26 protein-coding genes are annotated in these 25,582 nt (G+C 62.9%); 10 read left to right on the forward strand and 16 right to left on the reverse strand.

The genetic code is table 11. The features are described from left to right. Positions 1-135: 135 nt before the first annotated feature. The 4 genes from NKG95_RS00110 to NKG95_RS00125 all read right to left on the reverse strand — a co-directional run bounded on the left by NKG95_RS00110 (position 136) and on the right by NKG95_RS00125 (position 4,350). The gene (locus NKG95_RS00110) at positions 136-1,104 is read right to left on the reverse strand and encodes a CPBP family intramembrane glutamic endopeptidase (RefSeq protein ID WP_353039581.1); all 969 of its coding nucleotides are present in this window, start codon (positions 1,102-1,104) and stop codon (positions 136-138) included. Positions 1,105-1,251: 147 nt separating this feature from the next. After that, a complete protein-coding gene (locus NKG95_RS00115; RefSeq protein WP_023721909.1) occupies positions 1,252-1,854 on the reverse strand; it encodes a DUF1236 domain-containing protein in 603 nt (200 codons plus the stop codon). Between the two features lie 63 nt (positions 1,855-1,917). Continuing rightward, on the reverse strand, positions 1,918-3,012 hold the full coding sequence (locus NKG95_RS00120; RefSeq protein WP_353039583.1) for a zinc-binding metallopeptidase family protein: 1,095 nt from the start codon (positions 3,010-3,012) through the stop codon (positions 1,918-1,920). A gap of 90 nt (positions 3,013-3,102) precedes the next feature. Then, positions 3,103-4,350: a flavin monoamine oxidase family protein gene (locus tag NKG95_RS00125; RefSeq protein ID WP_353039585.1), complete on the reverse strand. Its 1,248-nt coding sequence runs from the start codon at positions 4,348-4,350 to the stop codon at positions 3,103-3,105. A gap of 185 nt (positions 4,351-4,535) precedes the next feature. On the opposite strand from NKG95_RS00125, the gene NKG95_RS00130 reads away from it, so the two are divergent. Beyond that, on the forward strand, positions 4,536-5,336 hold the full coding sequence (locus tag NKG95_RS00130; RefSeq protein ID WP_023721906.1) for a lytic murein transglycosylase: 801 nt from the start codon (positions 4,536-4,538) through the stop codon (positions 5,334-5,336). Here the strand turns inward: NKG95_RS00130 and NKG95_RS00135 are convergent. Further along, complete coding sequence (locus NKG95_RS00135; RefSeq protein ID WP_353039586.1) at positions 5,291-5,890, reverse strand: hypothetical protein; 600 nt, start codon at positions 5,888-5,890, stop codon at positions 5,291-5,293. The two genes, NKG95_RS00130 and NKG95_RS00135, sit on opposite strands and share 46 nt — an antisense overlap. A gap of 13 nt (positions 5,891-5,903) precedes the next feature. Between NKG95_RS00135 and NKG95_RS00140 the strand changes: the two genes are divergently transcribed. Beyond that, positions 5,904-6,284: a hypothetical protein gene (locus tag NKG95_RS00140; RefSeq protein ID WP_353004114.1), complete on the forward strand. Its 381-nt coding sequence runs from the start codon at positions 5,904-5,906 to the stop codon at positions 6,282-6,284. 99 nt (positions 6,285-6,383) lie between these two features. Here NKG95_RS00140 and NKG95_RS00145 read toward each other — a convergent pair whose 3' ends face one another. Continuing rightward, positions 6,384-7,607, reverse strand: coding sequence for an argininosuccinate synthase (locus tag NKG95_RS00145; protein WP_353039588.1), 1,224 nt, complete (start codon positions 7,605-7,607; stop codon positions 6,384-6,386). 178 nt (positions 7,608-7,785) lie between these two features. Between NKG95_RS00145 and NKG95_RS00150 the strand changes: the two genes are divergently transcribed. After that, complete coding sequence (locus tag NKG95_RS00150; protein WP_023721902.1) at positions 7,786-8,427, forward strand: LysE family translocator; 642 nt, start codon at positions 7,786-7,788, stop codon at positions 8,425-8,427. Here NKG95_RS00150 and NKG95_RS00155 read toward each other — a convergent pair. From NKG95_RS00155 to NKG95_RS00165, 3 genes are all read right to left on the reverse strand, one after another. Next, positions 8,399-8,878, reverse strand: a complete 480-nt coding sequence (locus NKG95_RS00155; RefSeq protein ID WP_023721901.1) for a hypothetical protein — start codon at positions 8,876-8,878, stop codon at positions 8,399-8,401. The two genes, NKG95_RS00150 and NKG95_RS00155, sit on opposite strands and share 29 nt — an antisense overlap. Continuing rightward, positions 8,875-10,107 carry a dual-specificity RNA methyltransferase RlmN gene (rlmN, locus tag NKG95_RS00160; protein ID WP_352481073.1) on the reverse strand — a complete coding sequence of 411 codons (1,233 nt, stop codon included), beginning with the start codon at positions 10,105-10,107 and terminating at the stop codon, positions 8,875-8,877. The genes NKG95_RS00155 and rlmN overlap by 4 nt, the downstream gene beginning before the upstream one ends. 315 nt (positions 10,108-10,422) lie before the next feature. Beyond that, positions 10,423-10,929, reverse strand: coding sequence for an invasion associated locus B family protein (locus NKG95_RS00165; protein ID WP_023721899.1), 507 nt, complete (start codon positions 10,927-10,929; stop codon positions 10,423-10,425). Positions 10,930-11,291: 362 nt separating this feature from the next. Here NKG95_RS00165 and NKG95_RS00170 point away from each other — a divergent pair, with 362 nt between their 5' ends. Then, positions 11,292-11,900, forward strand: coding sequence for a methyltransferase family protein (locus NKG95_RS00170; RefSeq protein WP_352817241.1), 609 nt, complete (start codon positions 11,292-11,294; stop codon positions 11,898-11,900). A gap of 45 nt (positions 11,901-11,945) precedes the next feature. Here NKG95_RS00170 and NKG95_RS00175 read toward each other — a convergent pair whose 3' ends face one another. From NKG95_RS00175 to NKG95_RS00190, 4 genes are all read right to left on the reverse strand, one after another. Further along, positions 11,946-12,308: a YkvA family protein gene (locus tag NKG95_RS00175; protein WP_023721897.1), complete on the reverse strand. Its 363-nt coding sequence runs from the start codon at positions 12,306-12,308 to the stop codon at positions 11,946-11,948. 92 nt (positions 12,309-12,400) lie between these two features. Continuing rightward, positions 12,401-12,697 (reverse strand): 4a-hydroxytetrahydrobiopterin dehydratase, encoded by a 297-nt coding sequence (locus NKG95_RS00180; protein WP_023721896.1) that lies wholly within the window; start codon positions 12,695-12,697, stop codon positions 12,401-12,403. Positions 12,698-12,703: 6 nt separating this feature from the next. Further along, positions 12,704-13,300: an RNA 2',3'-cyclic phosphodiesterase gene (gene thpR, locus NKG95_RS00185; protein ID WP_353039590.1), complete on the reverse strand. Its 597-nt coding sequence runs from the start codon at positions 13,298-13,300 to the stop codon at positions 12,704-12,706. A gap of 136 nt (positions 13,301-13,436) precedes the next feature. Continuing rightward, positions 13,437-14,081 (reverse strand): arylesterase, encoded by a 645-nt coding sequence (locus NKG95_RS00190; RefSeq protein ID WP_353039591.1) that lies wholly within the window; start codon positions 14,079-14,081, stop codon positions 13,437-13,439. A gap of 108 nt (positions 14,082-14,189) precedes the next feature. Here NKG95_RS00190 and NKG95_RS00195 point away from each other — a divergent pair, with 108 nt between their 5' ends. The 4 genes from NKG95_RS00195 to NKG95_RS00210 all read left to right on the forward strand — a co-directional run bounded on the left by NKG95_RS00195 (position 14,190) and on the right by NKG95_RS00210 (position 19,185). Further along, on the forward strand, positions 14,190-14,900 hold the full coding sequence (locus NKG95_RS00195; protein ID WP_353039593.1) for an ABC transporter ATP-binding protein: 711 nt from the start codon (positions 14,190-14,192) through the stop codon (positions 14,898-14,900). Continuing rightward, positions 14,900-17,449, forward strand: a complete 2,550-nt coding sequence (locus tag NKG95_RS00200) for an ABC transporter permease (RefSeq protein WP_353039594.1) — start codon at positions 14,900-14,902, stop codon at positions 17,447-17,449. Before NKG95_RS00195 ends, NKG95_RS00200 begins: the two co-directional genes overlap by 1 nt. A 219-nt stretch (positions 17,450-17,668) precedes the next feature. Beyond that, positions 17,669-18,448 (forward strand): Bax inhibitor-1/YccA family protein, encoded by a 780-nt coding sequence (locus NKG95_RS00205; protein WP_254817871.1) that lies wholly within the window; start codon positions 17,669-17,671, stop codon positions 18,446-18,448. Positions 18,449-18,615: 167 nt separating this feature from the next. Beyond that, entirely contained in the window at positions 18,616-19,185 is a 570-nt protein-coding gene (locus tag NKG95_RS00210; protein WP_352494036.1) for a GNAT family N-acetyltransferase, read from the forward strand. 4 nt (positions 19,186-19,189) lie between these two features. Here the strand turns inward: NKG95_RS00210 and NKG95_RS00215 are convergent, their stop codons facing one another. Together NKG95_RS00215 and NKG95_RS00220 are read right to left on the reverse strand one after the other, a co-directional pair. Further along, the gene (locus tag NKG95_RS00215; protein WP_023721889.1) at positions 19,190-19,576 is read right to left on the reverse strand and encodes a DUF2794 domain-containing protein; all 387 of its coding nucleotides are present in this window, start codon (positions 19,574-19,576) and stop codon (positions 19,190-19,192) included. A 597-nt stretch (positions 19,577-20,173) separates the two neighbouring features. Beyond that, complete coding sequence (locus tag NKG95_RS00220; RefSeq protein ID WP_023721888.1) at positions 20,174-20,923, reverse strand: DUF1223 domain-containing protein; 750 nt, start codon at positions 20,921-20,923, stop codon at positions 20,174-20,176. A 175-nt stretch (positions 20,924-21,098) separates the two neighbouring features. Between NKG95_RS00220 and NKG95_RS00225 the strand changes: the two genes are divergently transcribed. Next, positions 21,099-21,761: a ceramidase domain-containing protein gene (locus tag NKG95_RS00225; RefSeq protein WP_353039596.1), complete on the forward strand. Its 663-nt coding sequence runs from the start codon at positions 21,099-21,101 to the stop codon at positions 21,759-21,761. A 59-nt stretch (positions 21,762-21,820) separates the two neighbouring features. Here the strand turns inward: NKG95_RS00225 and acnA are convergent, their stop codons facing one another. Then, entirely contained in the window at positions 21,821-24,511 is a 2,691-nt protein-coding gene (acnA, locus tag NKG95_RS00230) for an aconitate hydratase AcnA (protein WP_023721886.1), read from the reverse strand. A 283-nt stretch (positions 24,512-24,794) separates the two neighbouring features. Between acnA and ccmA the strand changes: the two genes are divergently transcribed. Then, complete coding sequence (gene ccmA / locus NKG95_RS00235; RefSeq protein ID WP_023721885.1) at positions 24,795-25,403, forward strand: heme ABC exporter ATP-binding protein CcmA; 609 nt, start codon at positions 24,795-24,797, stop codon at positions 25,401-25,403. Positions 25,404-25,582 lie beyond the last annotated feature (179 nt).

Genomic DNA, 25,582 nt, shown 5'->3' on the forward strand with positions numbered 1-25,582 from the left:
TCGGCGTCCCGGTCGGTTTGCTCGGAGGAATACTCGTCGCGGAATTTCGCGGCGTGTAGACAGGAAATCGGCCGCGGAGTCAAGCTTTGGTCAGGCTTTGCGCCAAATATGCTCAGGACAACCAGGCAAGGCGCATCAGCGCACGCTGCTGGCGCGCGCCATATCCGGCTCGACCTTCAGCGGGGAGCGCGGATGCAAAAGCAGCAGAACGGTCAACAGGCTGCTGACGATGCCGATCGCGGCGATGAGGACGGCGTCTGAAGTCGTCCAGCCGGCGGCTTCGAGCGGCTTGGCGTTGAACAGGGCGAAGGAATTATAGCTTTGCTGGTGCGAAATCAGCAGGAAGCCGGTCAGATTGTTGCCGAGATGGGCGCCGAAGCCGGCACCGAGATTGCCGGTTGCATAGACCAGAAGCGTCAGCAGCAGCGCAAAGGCGGCGATCGAGGCCAGCACGCAGGCATTGATCGCGGCGCTCGAGCCTGGGCTCCAATGTAGCGAGGTGAACAGCAATCCCGGCAGCAGCGCCCAGATGAAAGGGTTCTGGAACCGGCTCGCCAGGCCCCTGAGCAGATAACCGCGAAACAGCATCTCCTCCGACGAGGTCTGCAGAAAGGTCAGCGCAGCGATCGGGATCAGGAATAAAAGCCACGAAGACAGGCCGATCGTACCGCGCGCAATATCGGGCTGCAGGCCGTAAAGCAGGATCTCGGAAAGCAGCGAGGTGATCAGCACGGCGGCCAGCCCTTTCAGGAACCCCGACCATGAAATGCGCCGGCTGACGCCGATCAGGGCCGTCAGCTTCTCGCGATGGATCCAGCGCATGGCAGCCCAAAGGCCGAGCCAGATTCCGGCAAACGAAGCGAGCGCCGCGAGGATGCCCGCTGGAGAGGCCATGAAATCCTGCACCGCTCCTCCACCTGGCGGGGCGGTGCCAGACGACGCCTGCCAAACGGCAAAGGCATAGGTGCCGCCGAACAGCACGGCGGCAGTGGTTCCGAGCCAGAACAGGATGACGACGACCGTTCCAAGCAGAAGGCGCGGCAAAGTGGTCTTCTCGTTGGCGGTGTGCCGGTACTGTTGGAAGGCGGTCGGGTCGATCGTCACGCGGGCTCGCTGGCTGGTGCTTCGGCTCGCATGATCTAGAGCATCGGTCGCAAAAGTAGAAACCGGTATTGCAGCGGCAATGCCGGCTTGTGGCAATGTCGGGGTGTGAGCGGCCGCCATTACAGGGCGACCGCCCTGTTTTGCGCGTCAGCGCACGACGTACACGATACGCCGGCTGCTCGGATCGACCAGCGCCGGCTGGCCGTTCACATAGACGTAGCGATAATCATAATCGGGTATCTCGCGCAGCTCGACGGTGTCGGGCAACATCGCGCCGGTAACCACCTCGCCTTCGAGATAGACCGGATCGAGCCGGTTCGTTTCGACATAGGTGCGGATTTCCGCCGGCGGCCGCCGGATGGGCTCGATCGCCTCGCCGGCAACGATCGCTCCGGTATAGCTGTCGGAATATTCGGCGCTATCGGCAGGCGGTGTCACGACGGCAATGTCGGCGCCGGCCGGACGCTGTGTCAGGACCACACGGCTGCCGCCGAAATCGGCCGTCACATAGTCGGAATAGACCCAGCCTTGGCCGTTGGCCTCGGCGATGGTGCACCATTTGCTGTTGGCGATGCAGCCGTCGAGCGTCGCCGACTGGCCGGCCGCGAGTACCCCGATGACCGGATATTGCGGGCCGGGGCCGGCGCGTACATTGAGATCGGTGATGGCCGAGACGGCGGTTTCGGCCAAAGCAGAGCCCGACATCGCTATGAGCGCTCCGGCCACCGCCGGAAACAATATGCGTTTCATGGTTTTCTCTCCGTTTCACAGTCCCTCGGGACCGAAAACGAAGCAAAGCGGCATGCGTTCCGGCTAAAAAGCCTCCGCCGGCTCACGATTTGTTCCAATAGTTTTCGGCAGGTCAGTCAAAAGCTCGTGAACAAAAGCAAGCTTTTGCGCCGCCACGTCGGAGATTACGAAGGGATACAGATCGGGCAGGCCCATGCAGCGGTTGATCGAGTTGGAAGCTTCCGACAGCACCAGCCAGCGGTCGAGGATCTTTTCGAAAGGCTCCGGCCTGGCGGCGGGTTCCGATGGTGCCGGCTGCAGCTCGCCGCCGGTATCGGCGCGCGGCAGCTCGTTGGCTTCGACGGTCTCCAGCCGGCCGAGCGGGAAATTCAGCGCATGCACCATCTCCAGCGTGTCGGTGATGTGCATGTGATGCGCCCATGTCTCGGCCCAGTCCTCCCACGGGTGCGACGTCGCATAGGCCGAGATATGGCGCTGCTGCCAGTCGGGCGGCGCGCCATCGGCGTAATAGGTCTTCAGCGCTTGTTCGTAGCCGGCGCGTTCGTCGCCGAACAAAGCGCGAAAACCGGCAAGCTTTTGCGGATCGTCACGGATCAGGCGGTCCCAATAGTGGCCGAGCTCATGGCGGAAATGGCCGAGCAGCGTGCGGTAGTTCTCGCCCATCTCGACGCGCCGCCGCTCGCGCTCAGCCGAGTCCGCCTCGGCGACGTTGAGCGTGATCAGGCCGTTGTCATGGCCGGTCAGGATACGCTCGCCACCGGGACCGCCACCGATAGGATCGGCAAGAAAATCGAAAGCGAGGCCGATCTCGTCGCCGGGATTCTGCTTGGGTGCGACCGGCAGGCCGAAGGCGAGCAGCGAATAGACGGCACGCTTCTTTGCCGCCTCGACACGGATCCAGCGGCGGCGATTGCCGTCGACCGACAGATCCGGGATCAGCTGGTTCAGCGTGCAGGCGCGGCAGAAGGCGTGGCCAGGCTCCGCCATCCAGTTGCAGGCGCATTCGTCGGCGTTGGTGCATTGGAAGATGTCGTCGATGCCGGACAGCACAAAACGCGCATGCTCGGGATCATAGAGCACGAGGCTGGCGCAGTTCAGGCATTGCGCGTTCTCGAAATAGAGACGGTGGCCGCAATGCGGGCAGTCGAAAAGCTTCATTGGCGTCTCAAATCATTCGAAATGCGGAGGACGAGGCGAACAGGACAAGGCCAAACGCCTGTCACCGGCCCACGTTCCTGCCGGCCGATGCTATTTTGCCGCAAGCTGGGCCACGACCTCCCTGGCCACTGCCTCGCCCGACAATCTGGCGCCGCCGCAGGTCTGCATCAGCGGACCGGCCAAATGCTCGCCGGCGAAGAAGATCTTTTCCGCCACCGGCTGCATCAGCGTGGCGCGCGCTTGCGAGCGGCCGGGCCGCGCCGCCGCATAGGCGCCGCGCACAAACCGCTCAGCGCCCCAATTGGTCATCATTGCGCGTCCGACATGCTTTCGTATGTCGCCGCCAAAGATGCCGCAGAGCCGGTCGACGACGAAGTCGATGCCGGCCGCCTCGCCCGCCGCCGACATCTCCCAAGCGAAATCGCCGCCGACGAAACCGACCATCAAATCGAAGTCGAAGGGAAAGCAGAGGAAGTAGATGTCGTGCCGGGCCAGCCGCTCGATCAGCAAATCGTCGAACGGCTCCAAGCCAAGCCTCGTGCCGGATATTTCGACCGGCAGCTTGGTCAGCATGCCCATCGGCAGATCGAAGAAGGCAGCGAAATGCCCATCGGGGAGTGCGGGCGAGAACGCAATCTCCTCGAAGGCGAGCACTGCCGGCGAGGCGGTGACGATGACAGCCTTGGCGCGGATGGTACCGCGATCGGTGACGCAGGCTACGCCCGGCCCATCCCAGAGGATCTTGCGCACCGGCGTCGACAGCTCCACCGGCACGTCGGCGCCGAAGCGCGCAACCAGCGTGCCGAAGCCTTCCCTGGTGAAATAGTTCGGATCGAGATCGGCGGCGGCCTGAAAGTCGCGGATCGATATCTCGTCCTCGTCGGCGCCGAAATCCATCGGCCCCGCGAAGGTTGCGGCGGCGCGCGGCGCGTGGCCTTTGGCGAGCAATGCCGAAAGGCGGTCATCGTCGCCTTCCCTCACCTGATGTGCCGCCACCAGTTCGAGCAGTCTTGCGTCGGCCACCTTCATCGCGGCCTCTTCGGCTTCGCTTGCCTTTCGCTCGCGGTAGTAGAGATGATCGACACTCATGTCGTGGTGATGAAGCGTCCAGGCGGCGGCTTTCGCCTCGGGAAAGTAGGGATTGCGGTCTGCCGCATGCAGCCAGGCGCAGCCGATGTCGAACGGCACGCCGAAATGCTGGTCGCTGGTCCAGGCGCGGCCGCCGACGCGGTTCATCGCTTCTAACAATTTGAAGGAAAAACCGGCGGCGCGCAGGGTCTTGGCAGCCGAAAGTCCGGCCGAACCGGCGCCGACGATCACGACATCAACGTCTTTCATGCTTATTCTGTCCCCGCCACAATAATTACTTGATCGTAGGCAAATTCCCGGGCATCCGCCAGTGTGGTGGATTTGAAGTTCCTGCTGTATTGAGTGCATCGGCGCAGCGCCGGGACAGTGACAAGCAGGTGTTTCGCTGGCAAATTCGCAATTGGGAACGTGATTCAGGCAACCAGGAGAGCAGCATGGCATTTCTTGCCAAGGGGAAGATGTTTGTAGTGGCCACGGTGGTGGCGGTGCTTGCGCTGGCGACGGGCGCGCAGGCGGCGGCCAGTTGTGGCAAAAACGGCGCCGGCTTCGAGGCGTGGAAACCGGAGTTTGCCGCGGAGGCCAAGGCCGACGGTGTCGGCTCGAAGGGTCTGGCCGCTCTGGCTCGCGCAACCTACGCGACAAAGACGATCTCCGTCGACCGCGCCATCCATAAGGCTTTCAGCGGCTCGGTCGAAGCTTTCATGAAGCGCCGTGGCGCGTCCGCGATCATTGCCAGGGGCCGTGCGCTGAAGAAGGCCAATGCGGCGCTGTTCGACAAGATCGAACGGAATTACGGCGTGTCGCCGGGTGTGTTGATCGCCATCTGGGGTATGGAGACGGGCTTCGGTTCCGCCATGGGCAACCAGAATACGGTCTCTGCCATTTTAACGCTCGCCTATGATTGCCGCCGTCCGGAGTTCTTCTATCCCCATGCCATTGCAGCCCTGAAGCTGGTCGATCGCGGAGCGTTGAGCGCCTCGTCGGTCGGTGCCGCACATGGCGAGATCGGCCACACGCAGTTCCTGCCCGGAAATGTTTTGACGTATGGCGTCGGCAACAAAAATCTGCGCGACAAGAGCACTGCGTTGGCTTCCACGGCCAACTTCCTCAAGGGCCATGGTTGGCGGGCCGGAGCGAGCGCGCAGGCGAATATGGGCGCAATCGCTGGCTGGAATTCCGCTAGCGTCTATCAACAGGCCATCGCCCGCATGGCCACAGCCATCGATGCCGACTGACAGAAATCTCTATTCGATAGAATGATTCGACAGAAAGCCCGGCCATGCGCCGGGCTTTCTATTTCACGTCGAGCGCGTAGGAGCAGCCGGCGAGAACCTTGCCGGGATGTGAATTTAACGGTTGAGACATTGAGCGCAATGTGCGTGGAAAATGTCATGCCGTCGGCTTCCTCGCTGCTTTCGACGAGCACCTTCTCGCCAAGGAATTTGTCCGGTGTCGAGATTTGCGCTGTGACGCCGAGCGCTCGAGCGAGATCGGGCGCGGAAACATCGTCAAACACCGCCATCGGCCCGGTCGCGGTAAGGACGACGGCCGCCGTTTCGCGCCCGAAGACGCCGACCGTGGCCGGCAGCTCGTATTGCCTGAGGAAAGGATTGCCGGCGGTGACTTCCTTCCAGCCAAGTTTTTCCGCCGCGCCGGGCTCACCGCTCAGCCACAAGGCGAATCCGTTATAGGCCGGCACGTCGGCCCTGCATTCAATCAGCGCGGCGAGGTCGAGCGAGGTGGGATCGAATTCCTCCGCTCCGGCTGCTGCCAGGCCCGCCAGCAACATCAGCGGAAGTCGCGTGGCGCGTCGCAAACTAACCATCGCCGACCTGTCACTTGCCTTTGATGACCTTCCAGATGTCGGTGGATTGGTCGAGCTGAAGGCTGTTTATGTCGGAGAAGCCAATTCGGCCGCTGCGCACCGCATCGCCCAAGCGCCGGCAGAAGAGGCTCGGCATGCGTTCCTGAGAAACGCCCATGAAGGCTGCGATCTCATGTTTGAACGTAATGGTCCATGTAGCGACAGCGGCGATGCATCCCGCCTGGGGATCCTTCTTCGTGATGTCCTGTCCGGTCTGGCAGCCCGCCAGAATGCCGATCATCGCCGTCAAAATCGAAAGACCAAGTCGCATTATTACAGCCCCATTGCCCAAAAAAACAATTGGACAATCCGGCCATGAGGTCAAGCAAGAAAAGCTCTGCAGCTGTCATTAGAAACAACTACATTAGCTCACTAAGAGTATGGATCCAGGCTAAGCAGGATTTTCATGAATATATACTTAGCCTTTACGACCACGCGCCGCCAGCGTGCGCAGCCTCAGCGCATTGAGGCGGATGAAACCTTCGGCATCTTTCTGGTCGTAGGCGCCGCGGTCGTCCTCGAAGGTGACCAGCGCGTCGGAATAGAGCGTCTTCCTCGACTTGCGGCCGGTGACAATGACGTTGCCCTTGTAGAGCTTCAGCCGCACGATGCCTTCGACGTCTTCCTGGCTCTTGTCGATCATCGCCTGCAGCATCAGCCGCTCGGGCGCGAACCAGAAGCCGTTGTAGATGAGCTCGGCATAACGCGGCATGAACTCGTCCTTGAGATGGGCGGCTCCGCGGTCGAGCGTGATCGATTCGATCGCCCTGTGGGCTGATATCAGGATGGTGCCGCCGGGGGTTTCATAGACGCCGCGCGATTTCATGCCGACGAAGCGGTTCTCGACCAGATCGAGCCGGCCGATGCCGTTGTCGCGGCCAAGATCGTTCAGTGTCGCCAGCATCGTCGCTGGCGACAGCTTCTTGCCGTTGAGTGCGACGGGATCGCCCTTGAGGAATTCGATTTCGATCTCTGTGACCTCATCCGGCGCATCCATCGGCGAGATGGTGCGCTGGTGGACGAATTCCGGCGGCTCGCTCCACGGGTCTTCCAGCACCTTGCCCTCGGAGGAGGAATGCAGCAGGTTGGCGTCGACCGAGAACGGCGCATCGCCCTTCTTGTCCTTCGGCACCGGAATCTGGTGCTGCTCGGCGAAATTGATCAGATCGGTGCGCGACTTGAACGACCAGTCGCGCCAGGGCGCGATGACCTTGATGTCGGGGTTGAGCGCATAGGCCGAGAGTTCGAAACGCACCTGATCGTTGCCCTTGCCGGTGGCGCCATGGGCGATCGCATCGGCGCCGGTCTCCCTGGCGATCTCGACAAGATGTTTCGAGATCAGTGGCCGGGCGATCGAGGTGCCGAGCAGATAGGTGCCTTCATAGACAGCGTTGGCGCGGAACATCGGAAAGACGAAATCGGATACGAACTCCTCGCGGACATCGACGATGCGAATATCCTTGATGCCCATCATCTCGGCCTTGCGCCTAGCCGGCTCCAGTTCGCCACCCTGGCCTAGATCGGCGGTGAAGGTCACGACCTCGGCGCCGAGCTCGGTCTGCAGCCATTTCAGGATGATCGAGGTGTCAAGGCCGCCAGAATAGGCGAGCACGACTTTCTTGACGGCTTTTGCTTTCGACATGGTGGGCGGTTCCGCGACAGGATTCTTGCGGGCGAGGTATCACGGCGTTTCGGGGCTGCGCAAGGGAGGAACAGGCGCCTGGGAGCCGCAAGCGCTGGACCAGACGCCGTGGCGGCGAGATGCTGGCGTCGGCGAGGCGCCTGCGCTATAGGCTGCGCCTTCTTGTCCGAGGCCGCCAATGTCCTTCATTCCCGACAACGCTACGCTTATCCAATTCGCCATCGCGACGGTGATCCTGGCGATTACGCCTGGGCCGGACATGACGCTGTTCGTGTCGCGCACGCTGAGCCAGGGCCGCGCCACCGGCTTCGCCTCGATGGCCGGCGCGCTGTGCGGCACGCTGATCCACACCACGTTGGTGGTGGTCGGCGTCTCGGCGCTGATCGTCGCCTCGCCGATGGCGTTCTTCGTGCTGAAGATTTTCGGCGCCGGCTATCTGGTCTTCCTGGCCTGGCAGGCGATCACAAAAGGGTCGGCGTTTTCACCGGAGAAGAAGAGCGGGCCGCAGATATCGCTGGTTCGCAGCTGGGCGGCGGGGCTCGGCGTCAATCTGCTCAATCCGAAGATCATCCTGTTCTTCATGACCTTCCTGCCGCAATTCGTCTCCGCGCATGATCCCAATGCGCCGGGAAAGCTGTTCTTCCTCGGCGCGATGTTCGTCGTGCTGTCGGTCCCGGTGACAGCGCCGATGGTGCTGGCGGCGGAAAAATTCTCGGCGGCGATGAAAGCCAGCCCGCGCGTGACGCGCGTCGTCGACTATCTGTTTGCTGGAGTTTTTTCGGCCTTTGCGCTCAAGATCCTGACGGCCCAGGCGAAATAGGGCGTCCGATTTGACGCCAGCTCCCAGCCGAGCGGCCGGCGCTCAGCCAGTAGAAAATACCGCCGACCATGCCGCAGCCGATCACCGCCAGCATGACGCTTGTGTTGGTAACCTCGAAATTGGCGTCGTTCGTCTGGTGGACGAAGCCGAGGAAGACCGCCGCCACCGCCGCGCCCGCCAGTGCATAGAACAGCCAGTCGCGCCGGCCGAGGATTTCGGAAACCAGGATGGCGATCGCCGCCGGCATGAAAGCGAAATAGGCGACGAACAGCGCGACGAAGGGGACGGAAAAATAGAGGGAAGCCGTCGCCGCCGGCGGTGCCTGCTCCGGCGTGTAGCCCAGGGACGCCAGAAACATGATATTGAGAAATGCGCTGGCCGCCAGCGAGGCGACGCCATAACCGATCAGGATGACGGCGAAGCGGATCAGATAGGCGACGACGCGATTCACGCCTCGCCGTGCCCTGCGATCATCATCGCTTCCAGCGCCAGCCGGTCGACTTTGCGCATGCGCTCGGAGTCCGATTTGAGCTGGCCGCAGGCGGCGAGGATGTCGCGGCCGCGCGGCGTGCGGATCGGCGAGGCATAGCCGGCATTGTTGATGTAGTCGGCGAATTTCTCGATCGTCTCCCAGTCCGAGCACTGGTAGTTGGTGCCCGGCCACGGATTGAACGGGATCAGATTGATCTTGGCCGGGATGCCCTTGAGCAGCTTGATCAGCGCCTTGGCGTCCTCGATGGAATCATTGACGTCCTTCAGCATCACATATTCGAAGGTGATGCGCTTGGCGTTGGACAGGCCGGGATAGGCACGGCAGGCAGCGATCAGCTCGTTGAGCGGATACTTCTTGTTGATCGGTACCAAAAGGTCACGCAGATCGTCATTGGTAGCGTGCAGCGAGATTGCCAGCATGACGCCGATCTCTTCGCCGGTGCGGAAGATTTCGGGCACGACGCCCGAGGTCGACAGCGTGATGCGCCTCTTCGACAGGGAAAGCCCGTCGCCGTCGGATGCAATCAGCAGCGCCTTCTTCACCGCCTCGAAATTGTAGAGCGGCTCACCCATGCCCATCATGACGACGTTGGACACTTTCCGGCCCTCGGCCGGCACGATGGCGCCGTCGGGCGTGTCGCGGTCGGGGAAATCGCCGAGCCGGTCGCGAGCTGTCAAAAGCTGGGCGAGGATTTCTTCCGCCGTCAGGTTGCGCACCAGCTTTTGCGTGCCGGTGTGGCAGAAGGAGCAGGTCAGGGTGCAGCCGACCTGCGAGGAGATGCAGAGCGTGCCGCGGCCTTCTTCGGGAATGTAGACGGTCTCGATCTCGACCGGCCGGCCGGCGCCGCGCGGCGGAAAGCGGAACAGCCATTTGCGCGTGCCGTCGGAGGAAATCTGCTCCTCGACGATCTCGGGCCTGGCAACGGTGAAATGCCTGTCCAGTGCGGCGCGCAAATCCTTGGAGATGTTGAACATGCCGGCAAAATCGGAAACGCCGCGCACATAGATCCAGTGCCAGAGCTGCTGGGCGCGCATCTTCGCCTGGCGCTCCGGCACGATGCCGGCGGCGACGAGGGCGGCCCCGAGTTCGGCGCGCGTCAAGCCGATCAGCGACGGCTTTTCAGGCGTCGTGCGGGTGCGCAACGCGTCACGCGCGCCTTCGGCGGTAAGATCGAATGAAAGGGTCATTGTTGCGCCAATATAAGCGATTTGCGGCCGATTACAGCATCGTGCCCGAAATGAAGCGCGGCGCATAGCACAGGTTGATGGCGGAGTCATGCAGGGGGTTCTTCCTTCTCCCCTTGTGGGAGAAGGTGGCCGAGCGAAGCTCGGTCGGATGAGGGGTGTTCCAGCTTGGCATCCCCTGCACTCCGTCCAGCACCCCCCAACCGTCTTGGCGCTGCGCGCCAATCCACCTTCTCCCACAAGGAGAGAAGGCAAGACCGCACGAACACTGGTTCTTTACGTCGCTGTGTTAGGTCGTGAACGTCCCGGACGAGGACTTTACTTGCACTTGGCGATCGAGGCCAGCGCCGCCGAGATGCCCTTCAGCGAGAAGACGTAGGTGGTGGTATTGCCGCGGCCGGACTTGGCTGACACCTTCATGTCGGTGCCGGTCTTCATCGCGGCGATCAGCACCGGCTCCTCGGCGGCGTTCTCGACCCAGGCCGACTTGCCGCGCGTGAACATCGAAAAAGACTTCTTGTCGATGGTGACGGTGGCCTTGGAACCTTCCTGGAAGGTATAGCCGGCGATGAATTGCGGCTCGTAGGACACTTGCTGCCCCGGCCGCTGGCTGACGAAGAAGAACATGTCGCCATGATCGAGCGTCGGCGGCTGCTTGTCGGTTGGCACGGTCAGGACATAGCAGACCTTGCCGCCGCCCGACGCCTGGTAGCTGTAGGTGCCCCAGGCATTGTGCTGGCCGATCTTGGTTGCCGACTGCGCCAGCGCGGGCGCCGTCAAGGCCACCAGGGCCAGGCTGGAAACTATAGCAATCAATCCGCGCATCGCTTTTCCCGTATTCCACTGGTGCGGCGGCAGGCCGGCTCGGCGTCCTGCCCGTCGCTTCATTTTGATTTAATCTGGGTTACCAAACGGTGAATTTCCCCTGAGAAAAGGATGTTCACGCCAGGAAACCGCCGCCGTCTTCGCGCTGCCGCTTGAAAAAGCGGCTGGCGCAATGTCCCTGCCGCGACTTGGAGGCCACGAAAACGGCAAGAGTTTGACTTTTCAAGCAGCTAGGTCTTGCAGCGATTCTCGCTTTTCTGAGAGCTACGTGACGAATTTCCCGCCAGGCGGTATATGTCTGCGTTCGGCTCCACGGCACTCGGCCAGGGTGCCCTCCTTGGCGGCTTACGGGAGATTTGGCCATGGCCATTTCCGAGACAGTTCTGATCCTGGCGGGCGGCACAGTCGTCCTGGCGATCGTGTTCGGCATTCGTGTCGCCGTCCGCGCGGTGGCCAGCGGCGCGGTGCCCCGGTCGGATGGCGGAGAGGTGGCGGGCGGACCGGGCGCGCCCGACGTGGCGGGGGTCATTGCGCTGCCGCCTTTGATCTTCCTCGGCTTCCTGGCGGCGGCAACCGTGCTCGAGGTGCTCGCGCCGCTCCCGGTCATGGCCGGGCAGGCCCTCGCCCGCTATCTGGCCGGCGCCGTGCTCGCGGTGTGCGGCTTCGTGCTCATCTTTATGGCGGCGGGCCGCTTTCAGGCCGCTGGAACCAACATACCACCGACCTTGCCAACGACGGCGCTGGTCGTCGACGGTATCTATCGGTGGACCAGAAATCCGTTCTATCTGGGAGCGACCCTTATCTATCTGGGCCTCGGTGTCGCGGCCGGAAGTCTTTGGGGTATCGCGCTCGTCATTCCCTTGCTGTGGGTGATCAATACGGGCGTCATCGCGCCGGAAGAGCGTTATCTCGAGCGTAAGTTCGGAGACGCCTATCGCGCCTACAAGACGCGGGTGCGGCGGTGGCTTTGACGGCCGGAAAGTCGGTTCCCGCGCGATTTTTTGCGCCGTACCGGCTCAGCTCTTGTCGGCGATGGCCTGCCTGGCGGCGAGCCGGTGCGCCGGCGTGATGTGGGCGCTGACGGTTGTGATCGCCGCGGTCAGCACAGCGATGTCGTCGGTGAAGCCAAGCCCAAAGATGAAATCGGGGATGACGTCCGTCGGCAGCACGAAATAGCCGAGCGCAGCCAGCAATGTGCCCTTGGCGCGCAGCGGCGTCTTCTTGTCCATGGCGCAGTAATAGGCGGCGACCACCTCCTCCATGAACGGGATCTGCCGGGCAGCCTTCTTCGCCGTACGCCAGAACTTTTCGCGCACTTCGCTCTCATTGCCCAGCTTGCTGCCGAGGCCGAAGAAATCAAAACCGGATTTTTGCGCCATCAACCTCTCCTTGCCGCCGTCGCGTGACTTCACGCGTGACCGCGAGGCAAAATGTGGTGAAAGCCGAACCTCGCTGCAAGGTGCAGATAACGTCAGGTGCCGAAATAGCGGTTCATCTTCCTGGCCAGATCGAAATCCAGCGCGGTCAGGCCGCCGGCGTCGTGTGTGTTGAGGGTCACGTTTACCGTCTTGTAGACGTTCGACCAGTCGGGGTGGTGGTCCATCTTCTCCGCCGCCAACGCCACGCGGGTCATGAAGGCAAAGGCTTCCGAGAAATTCTTGAAAGTGAAGCTGCGGCTGATCGAACCACCATCCTTGGCCAGCGACCAGCCGTCGAGGCCGGCAAGTTCGGCGCTGATCGCCTCTTTTGCTAGTTTCTCCCTGGCCATGTCCGTCTACCGCATGATCCGCGAAGCGTCGGCGGCGCCGGCCAAACGGCTGGCGACGCGGTTGTCGGCACCTGAAAGCGGCCAAGCCTCCTCGACGACGTAAGGCCCGCCGCCGACCGAGTCGCGCGACGACATCAGCACGAAGCGGCCGACCCGGAACGGCAGCGTCGAAAAATTGCCGCGCGCCGACAGATACTGGGCGACGTCGAGCGGGCTCGCATTGCGCAGGCGGGCCAGCGTCACATGCGGCATGAACTTGCGCGGGTCGGCCGGGATGCCGAGCCGCTGGCAGATGCGCTCGATTTCGCTTTGCAAAGCGGAAAGATCGGGCGAAGCGGCGACGCCGGCCCACACCGCATGCGGCTTCTTCTGGCCGAAGGCGCCGACGCCGGACAGCGTCAGCGAGAAGGACGGGCGGTGAACGCGGTCGAGCGCGTTGGCGATTTCGTCGGCGACATGGCCCTCGACATCGCCGATGAAGCGCAGCGTCAGATGATAGTTTTCGACGTCGATCCAGCGGGCTCCGGGCAGGCCGCCCCTGAGCAGGGACAGCGAAAGAGCGGCATCACGCGGTATTTCGAGGGCGGTAAAAAGACGCGGCATGGCAAGCCTCCTGTCCTCGAATCGAACTCTTGCCCTAGCGAATCATCGATATTCAAACGGGGCAAGGGGTTTGTTGGTCGCAGGCCTGCCTAAAAGCTTCCCCGGCGGAAGGTGTTGCGGCGGCGAACCCTCGCCTTCAGGAATTGCCCCGGATCGCTTCAATGGTCTTCTCCACGCTGGGCAGGATACCCTCGACGATGCGGTCGACGCCTCGGGCGTTTGGATGAAGACCGTCTTCGAGCTGCAGGACGGATTGGCCGGCGATGCCCTCGAGAAAGAAAGGATAGAGCGGCACGCCGTATTTTTCAGCCAGTCTCGGAAAGGTCGCGTCGAAGGCCCTCTGGTAATCGGCGCCGAGATTCGGCGCCGCGCGCATCCCGGCCAGCAACACGGCGATCTTGCGCTGCTTCAGCTTTGCCAGCATGGCGTCCAGGTTCTTTTCCGCTATGGCGGGCGAAACGCCGCGCAGCATGTCGTTGGCGCCGAGCTCCAGGATGACCAGCTGCGTGCCGTCCGGCACCGACCAGTCGAGCCGCGACAGGCCGCCGCTCGTCGTATCGCCGGAAACGCCGGCATTGGCGACCGTGACATCGTAGCCCTTGGCGCGAAGCGCGGCCTGCAGCTTTTCGGTGAACCCCTGACCCGGCCCAAGGCCATAACCCGCCATCAAGCTGTCGCCGAAGCCAACGATGGTGAAGGGCTCGGCGCGCGCCGACGAAATGGCGCTGCAGATCGCGAGGAAAAGGGCGAAGGCTGCGGTAAAAGTGTGTTTGAAAGCCATGCGGCAGGCCCCATATGACCAGGAACATCTGTTGGCGAAGGCAGGTTTTCGTCTTTGTCGAGCATCGGATGCTCTAGCCCTCTTTCCCCCATATAGGACGATTTGATTTTGGAAGAAGCCGTCATTTCGCTGAAAGACGTATCGCTGACGCTCGGCGAAGGCGCATCCTCGGTGCATGTGCTGAAGGGCGTCAGCCTCGATGTGGCGAGCCGCGAAGCGACAGGCATCGTTGGACCTTCGGGTTCGGGAAAGTCGACATTGCTGATGGTTTTGGCCGGGCTTGAAAGGGTCGATTCGGGTGCGGTACGAATTGCCGGCGAGCTGCTCAACCGCAAAAGCGAAGACCAGATCGCATCGTTTCGAGGGCGAAACATCGGCATCGTGTTCCAGTCGTTCCACCTCATCCCCAATATGACGGCGCTGGAAAACGTCGCCGTCCCGCTTGAGCTTGCCGGCCATGCCGATCCGTTCGGCGTGGCGGCGCGCGAACTGGCGGCGGTCGGCCTCAGCGATCGCATCACCCATTATCCCGGCGAATTGTCTGGCGGCGAGCAGCAGCGCGTGGCGATCGCCCGGGCGCTGGCGCCGTCGCCTCGCATCCTGATCGCCGACGAGCCGACCGGCAATCTCGACCAGGCGACGGGACGGCACGTCGCCGACCTGCTGTTCGCCAAGGCGGCCGAACGCGGCATGACGCTGGTGCTGGTCACGCATGACCCGGTGCTCGCGGCGCGCTGCTCGCGCCAGGTGTCGATGCGGTCGGGGCTGATCGAGGACGCATCCAAGCCGGCCTCCAGGGCCGGCAAGGTGACCGCCTGATGCCGCTGTCGCGAACGCTGAGGCTCGCCTTCAAGTTCTCGCTGCGCGAAATGCGCGGCGGGCTGTCCGGTTTCCTGATCTTCCTTGCCTGCATTGCGCTCGGCGTCGCGGCAATCGGCGGCGTCAATTCGGTGGCGCAGGCGATTTCCGCCGGTGTTGCCGACCAGGGTCAGACGCTGCTCGGCGGCGATCTCCGCTTCCAGATCAACCAGCGCGATCCGACCAGAGCCGAACGCAGCTTCCTCGGCCGGCTTGGCACGGTTTCGCACAGCGCCAACATGCGCTCGATGGCGAGGCTCGAGGACGGCTCCGACCAGGCGCTGGTCGAGGCCAAGGCGGTCGACGGCGCCTATCCGCTCTATGGCGCGCTGGAGACCCAGCCGGTGCTGTCGCGAGAGGATTTGTTCGGCGAAAAATCCGGCGTCTTCGGCGCCGCCGCCCCGGACCTTTTGTTCGAGCGGCTGACCCTTGGCATCGGTGACCGGTTGAAGCTCGGCAGCGCGACATTCGAGCTGCGCGCCAAGCTGGTCAACGAGCCAGATGCGGTGTCGGATGGCTTCGGTTTTGCGCCGCGGCTGATGGTGTCGACCGACGGGCTTGCCGCTTCAGGCCTGATCCAGCCGGGCAGCCTGGTCGAGAACGCCTATAAGGTCCGCCTGCCCGGCGGCACCACTGAAGTACAGATCAAGGCGATCCAGGAGCAGGCCGCGAAAGAGTTCCCGCAGGCCGGCTGGTCGATCCGCACGCGCAGCAACGCAGCGCCGGCGCTGTCCTCGAACATCGAGCGGTTCTCGCAATTCCTGACGTTGGTCGGGCTGACGGCGCTGGTGGTCGGCGGCGTCGGCGTGGCCAATGCGGTGCGTGCCTATCTCGACGGCAAGCGCGGCGTCATCGCCACCTTCAAGAGCCTGGGGGCTTCGGGCGGGTTCGTCTTTGCCGTCTACCTGGTGCAGATCCTGATGATCGCCGCCCTCGGCATCACGCTGGGCCTTGTGCTTGGCGCGCTGATGCCGTTCGCGGCCAGCGCGGCACTCCAGTCGGTTATTCCGGTGCCGGCGGAAGGTGGGTTCTATCCCGGCGCCCTCGGCATGGCAGCGCTGTTCGGGCTGCTGGTGACGCTGGCCTTCGCCCTGCTGCCGCTCGGCCGTGCTCGCGACGTGCCAGCGACGGCGCTGTTTCGCGAAATGGGTTTTGAGGGCCGCGGTTTTCCCCGCCCGCTCTATGTCGCCGCGGCAATGGCCATCGCGCTGCTGCTCGCGGTGCTGGCGATCCTGTTTTCCGGCGACCGCCGTATTGCCTCGATCTTCGTCGGCGCCACGGTCTTTTCGTTCCTGGTGCTGCGTGTCGTCGGTACGCTGGTGCAGTGGGCGGCGAAGAGAAGTCCGCGTGTGCGCTCGACGGCGCTCAGGCTCGCCATCGGCAACATCCATCGGCCTGGCGCCTTGACGCCGTCCGTGGTGCTGTCGCTGGGTCTCGGGCTGACGCTCCTGGTGACGCTGGCGCTGATCGATGGCAATCTCAGGCGGCAGATTTCCGGCAGCCTGCCGGAACGGGCGCCGAACTTCTTCTTCGTCGATATCCAGAGCGGCGACGTCGATGCCTTCTCCGCGCTGGTCGGCAAAGAGGCGCCGCAGGGCACGCTGATTAAGGTGCCGATGCTGCGCGGCCGGGTGATGGCGCTCAACGGCGTCGATGTCGACAAGGTCAAGGTTCTGGCCGAAGGCGCCTGGGTGCTGCGCGGCGACCGTGGGCTGACCTATGACGCACAATTGCCGGAGAATGCAACGCTGACCGAGGGCAGCTGGTGGCCGGGGAATTATTCCGGCGAACCGCTGGTCTCGTTTTCCGCCGAGGAGGGCAAGGAGATCGGGCTGAAGCTCGGCGACACCATCACCGTCAATGTGCTCGGCCGCAACATCACGGCCAAGATTGCCAATTTCCGCCAGGTCGAATGGGAAACCATGGGCATCAATTTCGTCATGGTGTTCTCGCCCAACACATTCGCCGGGGCGCCGCATGGCTGGTTGGCGACGCTGACCGAGACGAATGCGTCGGCGGCCGACGACGCGCATCTTCTCAACGCCGTCACCCGGGCTTTTCCCGCGGTGACGACGGTCAGGGTCAAGGACGCGCTCGACATCGTCAACCGGCTGGTGGCGCAGCTCGGCACCGCGATCAGGGCCGCGGCGGGCGTGGCGTTGATCGCCTCGGTGCTGGTGCTGGCCGGGGCGCTCGCCGCCGGCAACCGGGCCCGCATCCACGACGCGGTGGTGCTGAAGACCCTGGGTGCGACCAGGAAAACGCTGATCGCGGCCTTTTCGCTGGAATACATGCTGATCGGCCTTGCGACCGCGATCTTCGCGCTGGCGGCGGGCGGTGTGGCGGCGTGGTACGTCGTCGCGCGCATCATGACGCTGCCATCGCACTTCATGCCCGAGGTGGCGGTGGCGACCATCGGCTTTTCACTGGTGGTCACGGTGGGTATCGGCCTGGCCGGCACGTGGCGGGTGCTGGGCCACAAGGCGGCGCCGGTGCTGCGGAATCTTTGAGCCAGAGCCGGTTTTGATTAAATCTCGTTAATGTTTCGACCGGCAAGGCCAATAAAACCGGATCTCCGGCACTTCACGGAGCATTACGTCCGGTTACGGTCTTGTCCTTTACGCCAAGAACCATCATATTTCGGCGCAGGCATGCTGGAGCCCCGCCAGCGGCGCCTGGGTTCAAACGGACCTGACACCGGACGGGGCAGAAGCAATATGAGGATTTCCATGGCTGATCCCGTTCGCAATTATCAGACGCGCGCCGTGCCCGGCGCCGGCGTCGATGCTGCCATCGACCAGGGCCTGCGCGCCTACATGATCAAAGTCTACAACCTGATGGGGCTTGGCCTCCTCATCACCGGCCTTGCCGCGGTCGGCACAATCATGCTGGCCACCACCAGCGATCCCGCCTCGGCGGTTGCCACGTTGCCAAGCGGCGAGATGCTGACCTCGTTCGGCTACGCGATCTTCGGCTCGCCGCTGAAATGGCTGGTGATCTTTGCCCCGCTGGCAGCGGTGATGTTCCTGTCGTTCCGGGTCCAATCGATGAGCGTTTCGGCGGCGCAGACGACGTTCTGGGTTTACGCCGGCCTTGTCGGCCTGTCGCTGTCGTCGATCTTCCTGGTCTACACCACCGCCAGTATCTCGCAGACCTTCTTCGCCACCGCCGCCGCGTTTGGCGGGCTGTCGCTCTACGGCTACACGACCAAGCGCGACCTTTCCGCGTTCGGCTCGTTCCTGGTCATGGGCCTGGTCGGCCTGATCATCGCGATGGTGATCAACATCTTCCTGCAGTCGTCGGCGCTTTCCTTCGCCGTTTCGGCGATCGGCGTGCTGATCTTCGCAGGCCTCACCGCCTATGACACGCAGAACATCAAGGAGATGTATTTCGAGGGTGACGAGACTGATGTCGCCGGCCGCAAGGCGATCATGGGCGCACTGAGGCTCTATCTCGACTTCATCAACCTGTTCATGTTCCTGCTGCAGTTCATGGGCGACCGTCGCTAGTACGGCGTTCTTTGTTGACCATGATCTGTTCCGAAAACCGGTTTCCACTTTTCGGGATCATGGTCTGACTGGACCAGCGAGTTTGGAAAGGGCGGCCCAATGGCCGCCCTTTTCTTTTGTGCCGGCTTTTGCTGTGATATGGGGCAGATGAACGACGTGCATAAATTATGAGCAGCATCACCTTGCGGGCCGCGACGTCGGCCGATCTCGACCGGATCACGGAAATCTATGCCGACGCGGTGACAAACGGCACGGCGAGCTATGAACTCGACCCGCCAAGTCGTATCGAGATGGGAGCGCGCTTCGACAGTTTGGTAGCGGGTGGCTTTCCCTATCTCGTGGCGGAAAAAGGCGGCATTGTGCTCGGCTATGCCTATGCCGGCGCTTTCCGGCCGCGCCCGGCATACCGCTTCGTGGTTGAGGATTCCGTCTATGTCGCGCCCGACGCCAAGGGGCAGGGCGTCGGGCTGCTCCTGATGCAAAGGCTGATCGAGGCAGCCAAGGCGGCGGGCTTTCGCCAGATCATCGCGGTGATTGGCGATGGCCGGCCCGACAGTGCCTCGGTGCGGTTGCACGAGAAGCTCGGCTTTCACCATTCCGGCCGCCTGGAAGGCTCCGGCTACAAGCACGGACGCTGGCTGGACACGGTGTTCATGCAACTGCCGATCAACGGTGGAGCGTCGGTCCCGCCCGATCCGCAATCGCTGCCCGAGCGGAAGTTCCGCAAACAAAAATAAGGGGTTACGCCTCGACCAGCTTCAGCGTTCGGTCGAACACGCCAAGCACCCGGCCGAGTTCCTGGCCACGCTTGAGGATGCGTCCGCCGGCGGCGATGACGGCGAATGCGCCTTGCCGGCGCGCCAGCTTCGGATCCTTGACGATCTGGAAAAGCGGCACTTCGCTGGTGCGACGGAAGACGGAAAAAACGGCGCGGTCGGTGAGATGGTCAATAGCATAGTCGCGCCATTCATTGGCGGCGACCATACGGCCGTAGAGCCTGAGGATCTGGTCCAGTTCGCGGCGGTCGAACCGCACCGGCTGGTCGAGGCGTTCGTGTCTTGCCTCGTGCAGCGGGATCAATATTGCGGATGCGTCCCCATCCTCCGTCCCGCTGCTGCGATCAGTCATGCCTGGATCCTCGCAATGAATCGTACGCCGACCAAAGTTGGCGCTTTCGTTGCCGAATTGCAAGGCCCGGCCGGGCAACGGCAGCACCGCGCGGTTTCTCCAACGTCCAGTCACGTTTGCGAAACGCCTGTTGGAATTGGTGATGCTTCGCCACAATCCTGCCTTTTTTTATCCGTGCTCATGCCCCAATGTCCGACGAATTTACCGGCGTTGCCTGAGACGGTTCGGTCCGGCACCGGCTCGTAAACCCCAAGCCCCCCGCCCACGGGTCTGCGTCGGATCGAACCAACCTCGGTCTTTCCTTGGAAAGATCGGGTGCGACGATCCCAAAACCTAAATGACCGGCGTCAGAAGCAAGCTGACGCCGGTTTTTTTATTGGCTGGAGCCGTGGCGGTGCGATCCATCCGGATAGGCTGTCGTCGGAGGCTTGAGCGCGGCTATCCCTTCTCCCCTTGTGGGAGAAGGTGGATCGGCGCGCAGCGCCGAGACAGATGAGGGGTGTTGGACGGAGTGAGGCGTTGGCGTTCCCTGGAACACCCTCATCCGTCGCCTTCGGCTCTCCCTTCTCCCACAAGGGAGAAGGGAGAGCGCTCTATCTAAGGCTTGCGGATAAAGGCTGCACCCAGGATCGGACCGGGCACGCCGTCCTTGCCGACCGACTGCAGCAGCACGGCGCAGCCGCCCTTCTTGGCGATCTCGCTCATCGGCAGTTCGTAGCGCTGCGCCTTGCCGTGCCACATGCCGGCGGTCTGGATGCTGGAGACGGCGTTCCAGTAGGTCATGCTGCGGCCGGTGTTTTCACCCTTGCCGATCTTGATCGTCTGCGGCGGGTTGAAATAGACGATGACGACATGCGCGTCGGCGGGGCCGGTCACGGCGTCGCCGGCATCGATCATGACGCGATCGCTGGTCCGGCTGACCTTGATGCCGACGCGCATGCCTTCGCCGACCCTCTCCATGCGGGCCAGCGCGCCGTCGACTTCCTTGCGGCTGGCGCCGTTGACATGGCTGCGGCCGTTGATGACGGCTTGCGGGGTGTAGACGGAACGGCTGCCGAAGGCGCGCATATATTCATATTGCCGCTCGGTATTTTCCTTGCGGCTCAGCGTATCCTGCCAGCCGAGGTAATCCCAATAGTCGACATGATAGGCGAGCGCGACGATGTTCTCCTTGGCGGCGAGCTCGGCGAAGAATTCGTCGGCCGGCGGACAGGAATTACATCCCTGGCTGGTGAAGAGCTCGACGACGCCTAATGGCTTGTCGGCCTGCTCGGCGAAGGCGCTTCCGGCAAACGCCGAGAGAGCCAGCGCAACGGCCGCAAGCCGCAATGGTCTTCGAGATGACATGGCCGTTCCGATCCCGCCGGTGATGCCGGCTTTGTTCTGATTGTCGAAATATGTGGCAGAAGCGGCAGTCAACGGGAAGTCACGTTGCGGTGAAATTTTGCCGTTGCAACCGCTGGCAAGGGCGCAATAGGTGGACGCGCACTTCACGATGGAAGCGATTCGGGCGGCAATCAGCATGTGGCAATCTCTCCTGGCGCCGGTCGACCTCTATTGCGAACGGACGGGGCCGGAATTCTGGGCTGAACCGCTCAATGCGCTGAGCAATCTGGCTTTTTTTGCCGCCGGGCTATGGGGTGTCTGGCAGGTGCGCAAGCGCGGCACCGGCGCCTTCGCCGAAGTGCTGGCCTGGTGGGTGGTGGCGATCGGCGTCGGCTCGTCGCTGTTCCACACCTTTGCCACAAGGGGAATGATCCTGGCCGACGTGCTGCCGATTGCAGGGTTCACGCTGGCCTACACGCTGTTCAACCTGCGACGTTTTCTCGGCATGAAATGGGGCAAGACGATCGTCATCTTCGTCGCCTTTTACGCCGTTGCCGGGCTGGTGACCTTTGCCGTGCCGGACTGGCTGCGCCAAGCGTCGAACGGCACGACCGGCTACCTGCCGCCCTTCCTGGCGCTTGCCTTCTTCGGCGCCTGGGTGGCGGCCAGCGGCAATCGTGCCGGCTGGTACAATCTGGCGGGTTCGGCGATCTTCGTCGTGTCGGTCGTCTGCCGGATGATCGATCCGCTGGTCTGCGGCGGCTTTCCGCTCGGCACGCATTTCCTGTGGCACATCCTCAACGGGCTGATGCTCGGCGTGCTGCTGGCGGCGACAGCGCGGTTTGGAAAGCCAAAGTAGGGCAGTAGGTGCTTGTCCTTGCTTCCCCTACTGCCCTACTCCCTTATTGCCCTACTCCCTTAAGCCGCAAGGTCGCGCAGCACGTATTGCAGGATGCCGCCATTCTTGAAGTAGTCGAGCTCGTCCAGCGTATCGATGCGGCAGATGATCGGAACCTCTTTGACGCTGTCGTCGCCATAGGTGATCCTGGCGATCATCTTCTGCCGCGGCTTGATGTTGCTCAGTCCGTCGATCTCGACCAGTTCGTCGCCCTTGAGGTTGAGCGAGGCCCACGAGGTGCCTTCCTCGAAGACGAAGGGGATTACGCCCATGCCGACCAGGTTGGAGCGGTGGATGCGCTCGAAGGACTGGGCGATGACCGCGCGGACACCGAGCAGATTCGTACCCTTGGCCGCCCAGTCGCGCGACGAGCCGTTGCCATATTCGACGCCGGCGAAGATGACCAGCGGCACGCCCTCCTTCTTGTAGTGCATGGCGGCGTCGTAGATCGATTCCTCTTCCTTCGACGGGTAATGGATGGTGTAGCCGCCCTCGCGGCCGTTCTCGCCCAGCATGTGGTTGCGGATGCGGATGTTGGCGAAGGTGCCGCGCATCATCACCTCGTGGTTGCCGCGGCGCGTGCCATACTGGTTGAAATCGGCGACGCCGACGCCGTGGTCGGTGAGGTACTTGCCGGCCGGGGAGGCCGCCTTGATCGAACCGGCCGGCGAAATGTGGTCGGTGGTGATCTTATCGCCGAACAGACCGAGCACACGCGCGCCCTTGATATCGCCGATCTTGCCGAAGCCTGATGTCATGCCGGCGAAATAGGGTGGGTTCTGCACATAGGTCGAATTGTCGTCCCAGGCATAGGTCTGGCCTTCCGGCGCCTTGACGTTCTGCCAGTACTCGTCGCCCTTGAAGACGTCGGCATATTTGCGGGCGAACAATTCGCGCGTGACATTCTTCTCGATGAATTCCTGGATCTCGACTGAACTCGGCCAGATGTCCTTGAGATAGACCGGATTGCCGTTGCGATCCTCGCCGAGCGGCTCGGTGGTTAGATCCTTGGTCACGGTCCCGGCCAGCGCGTGGGCGACGACCAGCGGCGGCGAGGCGAGATAGTTCGCCTGCACGTCGGGCGAGACGCGGCCTTCGAAATTGCGGTTGCCGGACAAGACTGCCGCAGCAATCAAGCCCTTATCGTTGATGGTCTTGGAGATCGGCGCCGGCAGCGGGCCGGAATTGCCGATACAGGTGGTGCAGCCGAAGCCGACCAGGTTGAAGCCGATCTGGTCGAGCTCCTTCTGCAGACCGGATTTCTCCAGATATTCGGCGACGACCTGGCTGCCCGGCGCCAGTGAGGTCTTGACCCACGGCTTCTGCTTGAGGCCGAGCCGGTTGGCGTTGCGCGCCAACAGCCCGGCGCCGATCAGCACGCTCGGGTTCGAGGTGTTGGTGCAGGAGGTAATGGCGGCGATGACGACATCGCCATGGCCAAGATCGTAGTCCGTGCCCTCGACGGCATAGCGCTTGTCGATTTCGGCGGCCTTCTTGTATTCGGTCTCCATGGCCTTGTCGAAGCCGGCCGGAATGTCTTCAAGTGCCACGCGGCCTTCCGGCCGCTTCGGGCCGGCCATCGACGGGACGACACTGCCGAGATCGAGCTCGAGCAGATCGGTGAAGACCGGATCGGCCGAGCCGACGTCGCGCCATAGGCCTTGCGCCTTCGAATAAGCCTCGACCAGGGCGATGCGGCTTTCGTCACGGCCGGACATGGTGAGGTAGCGGATGGTTTCGCTGTCGACCGGGAAGAAGCCGCAGGTGGCGCCATATTCCGGCGCCATGTTGCCGATGGTGGCACGATCGGCCAGCGTCATGTTGGACAGGCCCGGACCGAAGAATTCGACGAACTTGCCGACGACGCCCTTCTTGCGCAGCATCTGCGTGACGGTGAGCACCAGGTCGGTGGCGGTGACGCCCTCCCTCAGCCTGCCGGTGAGGCGAAAGCCGATCACTTCGGGCAACAGCATGGAGACGGGCTGGCCGAGCATCGCGGCCTCGGCCTCGATGCCACCGACGCCCCAGCCGAGAACACCAAGGCCGTTGATCATGGTGGTGTGCGAATCGGTGCCGACGCAGGTGTCGGGATAGGCGGTGGTCTCGCCATCTTCGCTGTTGGTCCACACGACCTGGCCGAGGTACTCAAGGTTGACCTGATGGCAGATGCCAGTGCCGGGCGGCACGACGCGGAAATTGCGGAACGCCTGCTGGCCCCATTTCAGGAATTTGTAGCGTTCCTCATTGCGCTCATACTCAAGCTCGACATTGCGGGCGAAAGCCAGCGGCGTGCCGAATTCGTCGACGATGACCGAATGGTCGATGACCAGATCGACCGGCACCAGCGGGTTGATCTTTTGCGGGTCGCCGCCGAGCGAGGCCATGGCGTCGCGCATGGCGGCAAGGTCGACCACAGCCGGAACGCCGGTGAAATCCTGCATCAGCACGCGGGCCGGGCGATAGGCGATCTCGACGCCGGCAGTGCCCCGGTCGGTCAGCCAGCCGGCGACCGCCTGGATGCTCTCCTTGGTGACGGAACGGCCGTCCTCGTTGCGCAGCAGGTTCTCCAGCAGCACCTTCATCGAATAGGGCAATTGAGCGATGCCGGTGAGGCCGTTCTTTTCGGCCTCGACAAGGTCATAGTAGATGTACTCGGTGCCGCCGGCGGTCAGCGTGCGGCGGCAATTGAAGCTGTCGAGTGATTTGGACACGTGCGATCCCTAACTGTCGGTTGCCGGGGAGGGAACGGACGCCAGTGGGCATGCAAATCACGCGCAAAGGTGCGGGTACGGCCATTTCCGCTATCCGTTCCCAAGCGTCCGGGCCGTTCAAGGCGGCACGCGCGCTGGTTCGGCGCAAATTCGGTTCCCGTGCCGACCGCTGGCACGGATGATGCGGATATAGAGAATTTTCTGGAATAGTTCTAGACACGGAATTGCCATTTTTGCTGCGGCGCACCGAAGCCGCGCTTGAACTTTCGGCGAAGGGGAACGGATGCGGCTGATCGCCGAAAATCTGGGCGGCGAACGCGGCGGCGAGACGGTATTTTCCGGCATCGAATTCGCGCTGGGGGATGGCCAGGCGCTGGTCGTCACCGGGGCGAACGGCGCCGGCAAATCGACGCTGCTCAGGATCATCGCCGGACTGTTGCCGGTGGCGGCAGGCCGTGTGCGGTTCGAAGGTGGTGGCGAAGACTTTCCGTCGGCCGCCTCGGCCTGTCACTATCTCGGCCACCTCGACGCAATGAAGAGCGCACTCACCGTTAAGGAGAATCTGTGCTTCTGGCGCGATTTTTCGGGCGCGGGTTCCAGGGGTGTTGAAGAGGCGCTGGAGACCGTCGGGTTGGGCGGCATCGGCCATCTGCCGTTCGGCTATCTCTCGACCGGCCAGCGCCGCCGCGCCGCGATCGCAAAACTGCTGGTCAGTCATCGGCCATTGTGGCTGCTCGATGAGCCGACGGCGGGACTGGACAAGGCTTCGGAGGAGAGATTCGGCGGACTAATGCGGAAGCATCTCGATGGTGGGGGGATCGTGGTTGCGGCCACGCATTTGCCGCTGGGGCTGGAGGGGGCGAGGGAGCTTGTGATGGGGATGGTTGGATGATGTCGGCGCTCTGTCGCACCCCCCTCTGTCCTGCCGGACATCTCCCCCGCAAGGGAGGAGATTGGCGGTTTCAACGACTCGCCCTCTCTTTCACGTTGAAGACTGACGAAAGCCGAGGCGACATCCAATCTCCCCCCTTGCGGGGGAGATGTCCGGCAGGACAGAGGGGGGTGCCTGGG

Source organism: Mesorhizobium sp. M1423 (assembly GCF_040317575.1).
GTDB lineage: Bacteria > Pseudomonadota > Alphaproteobacteria > Rhizobiales > Rhizobiaceae > Mesorhizobium.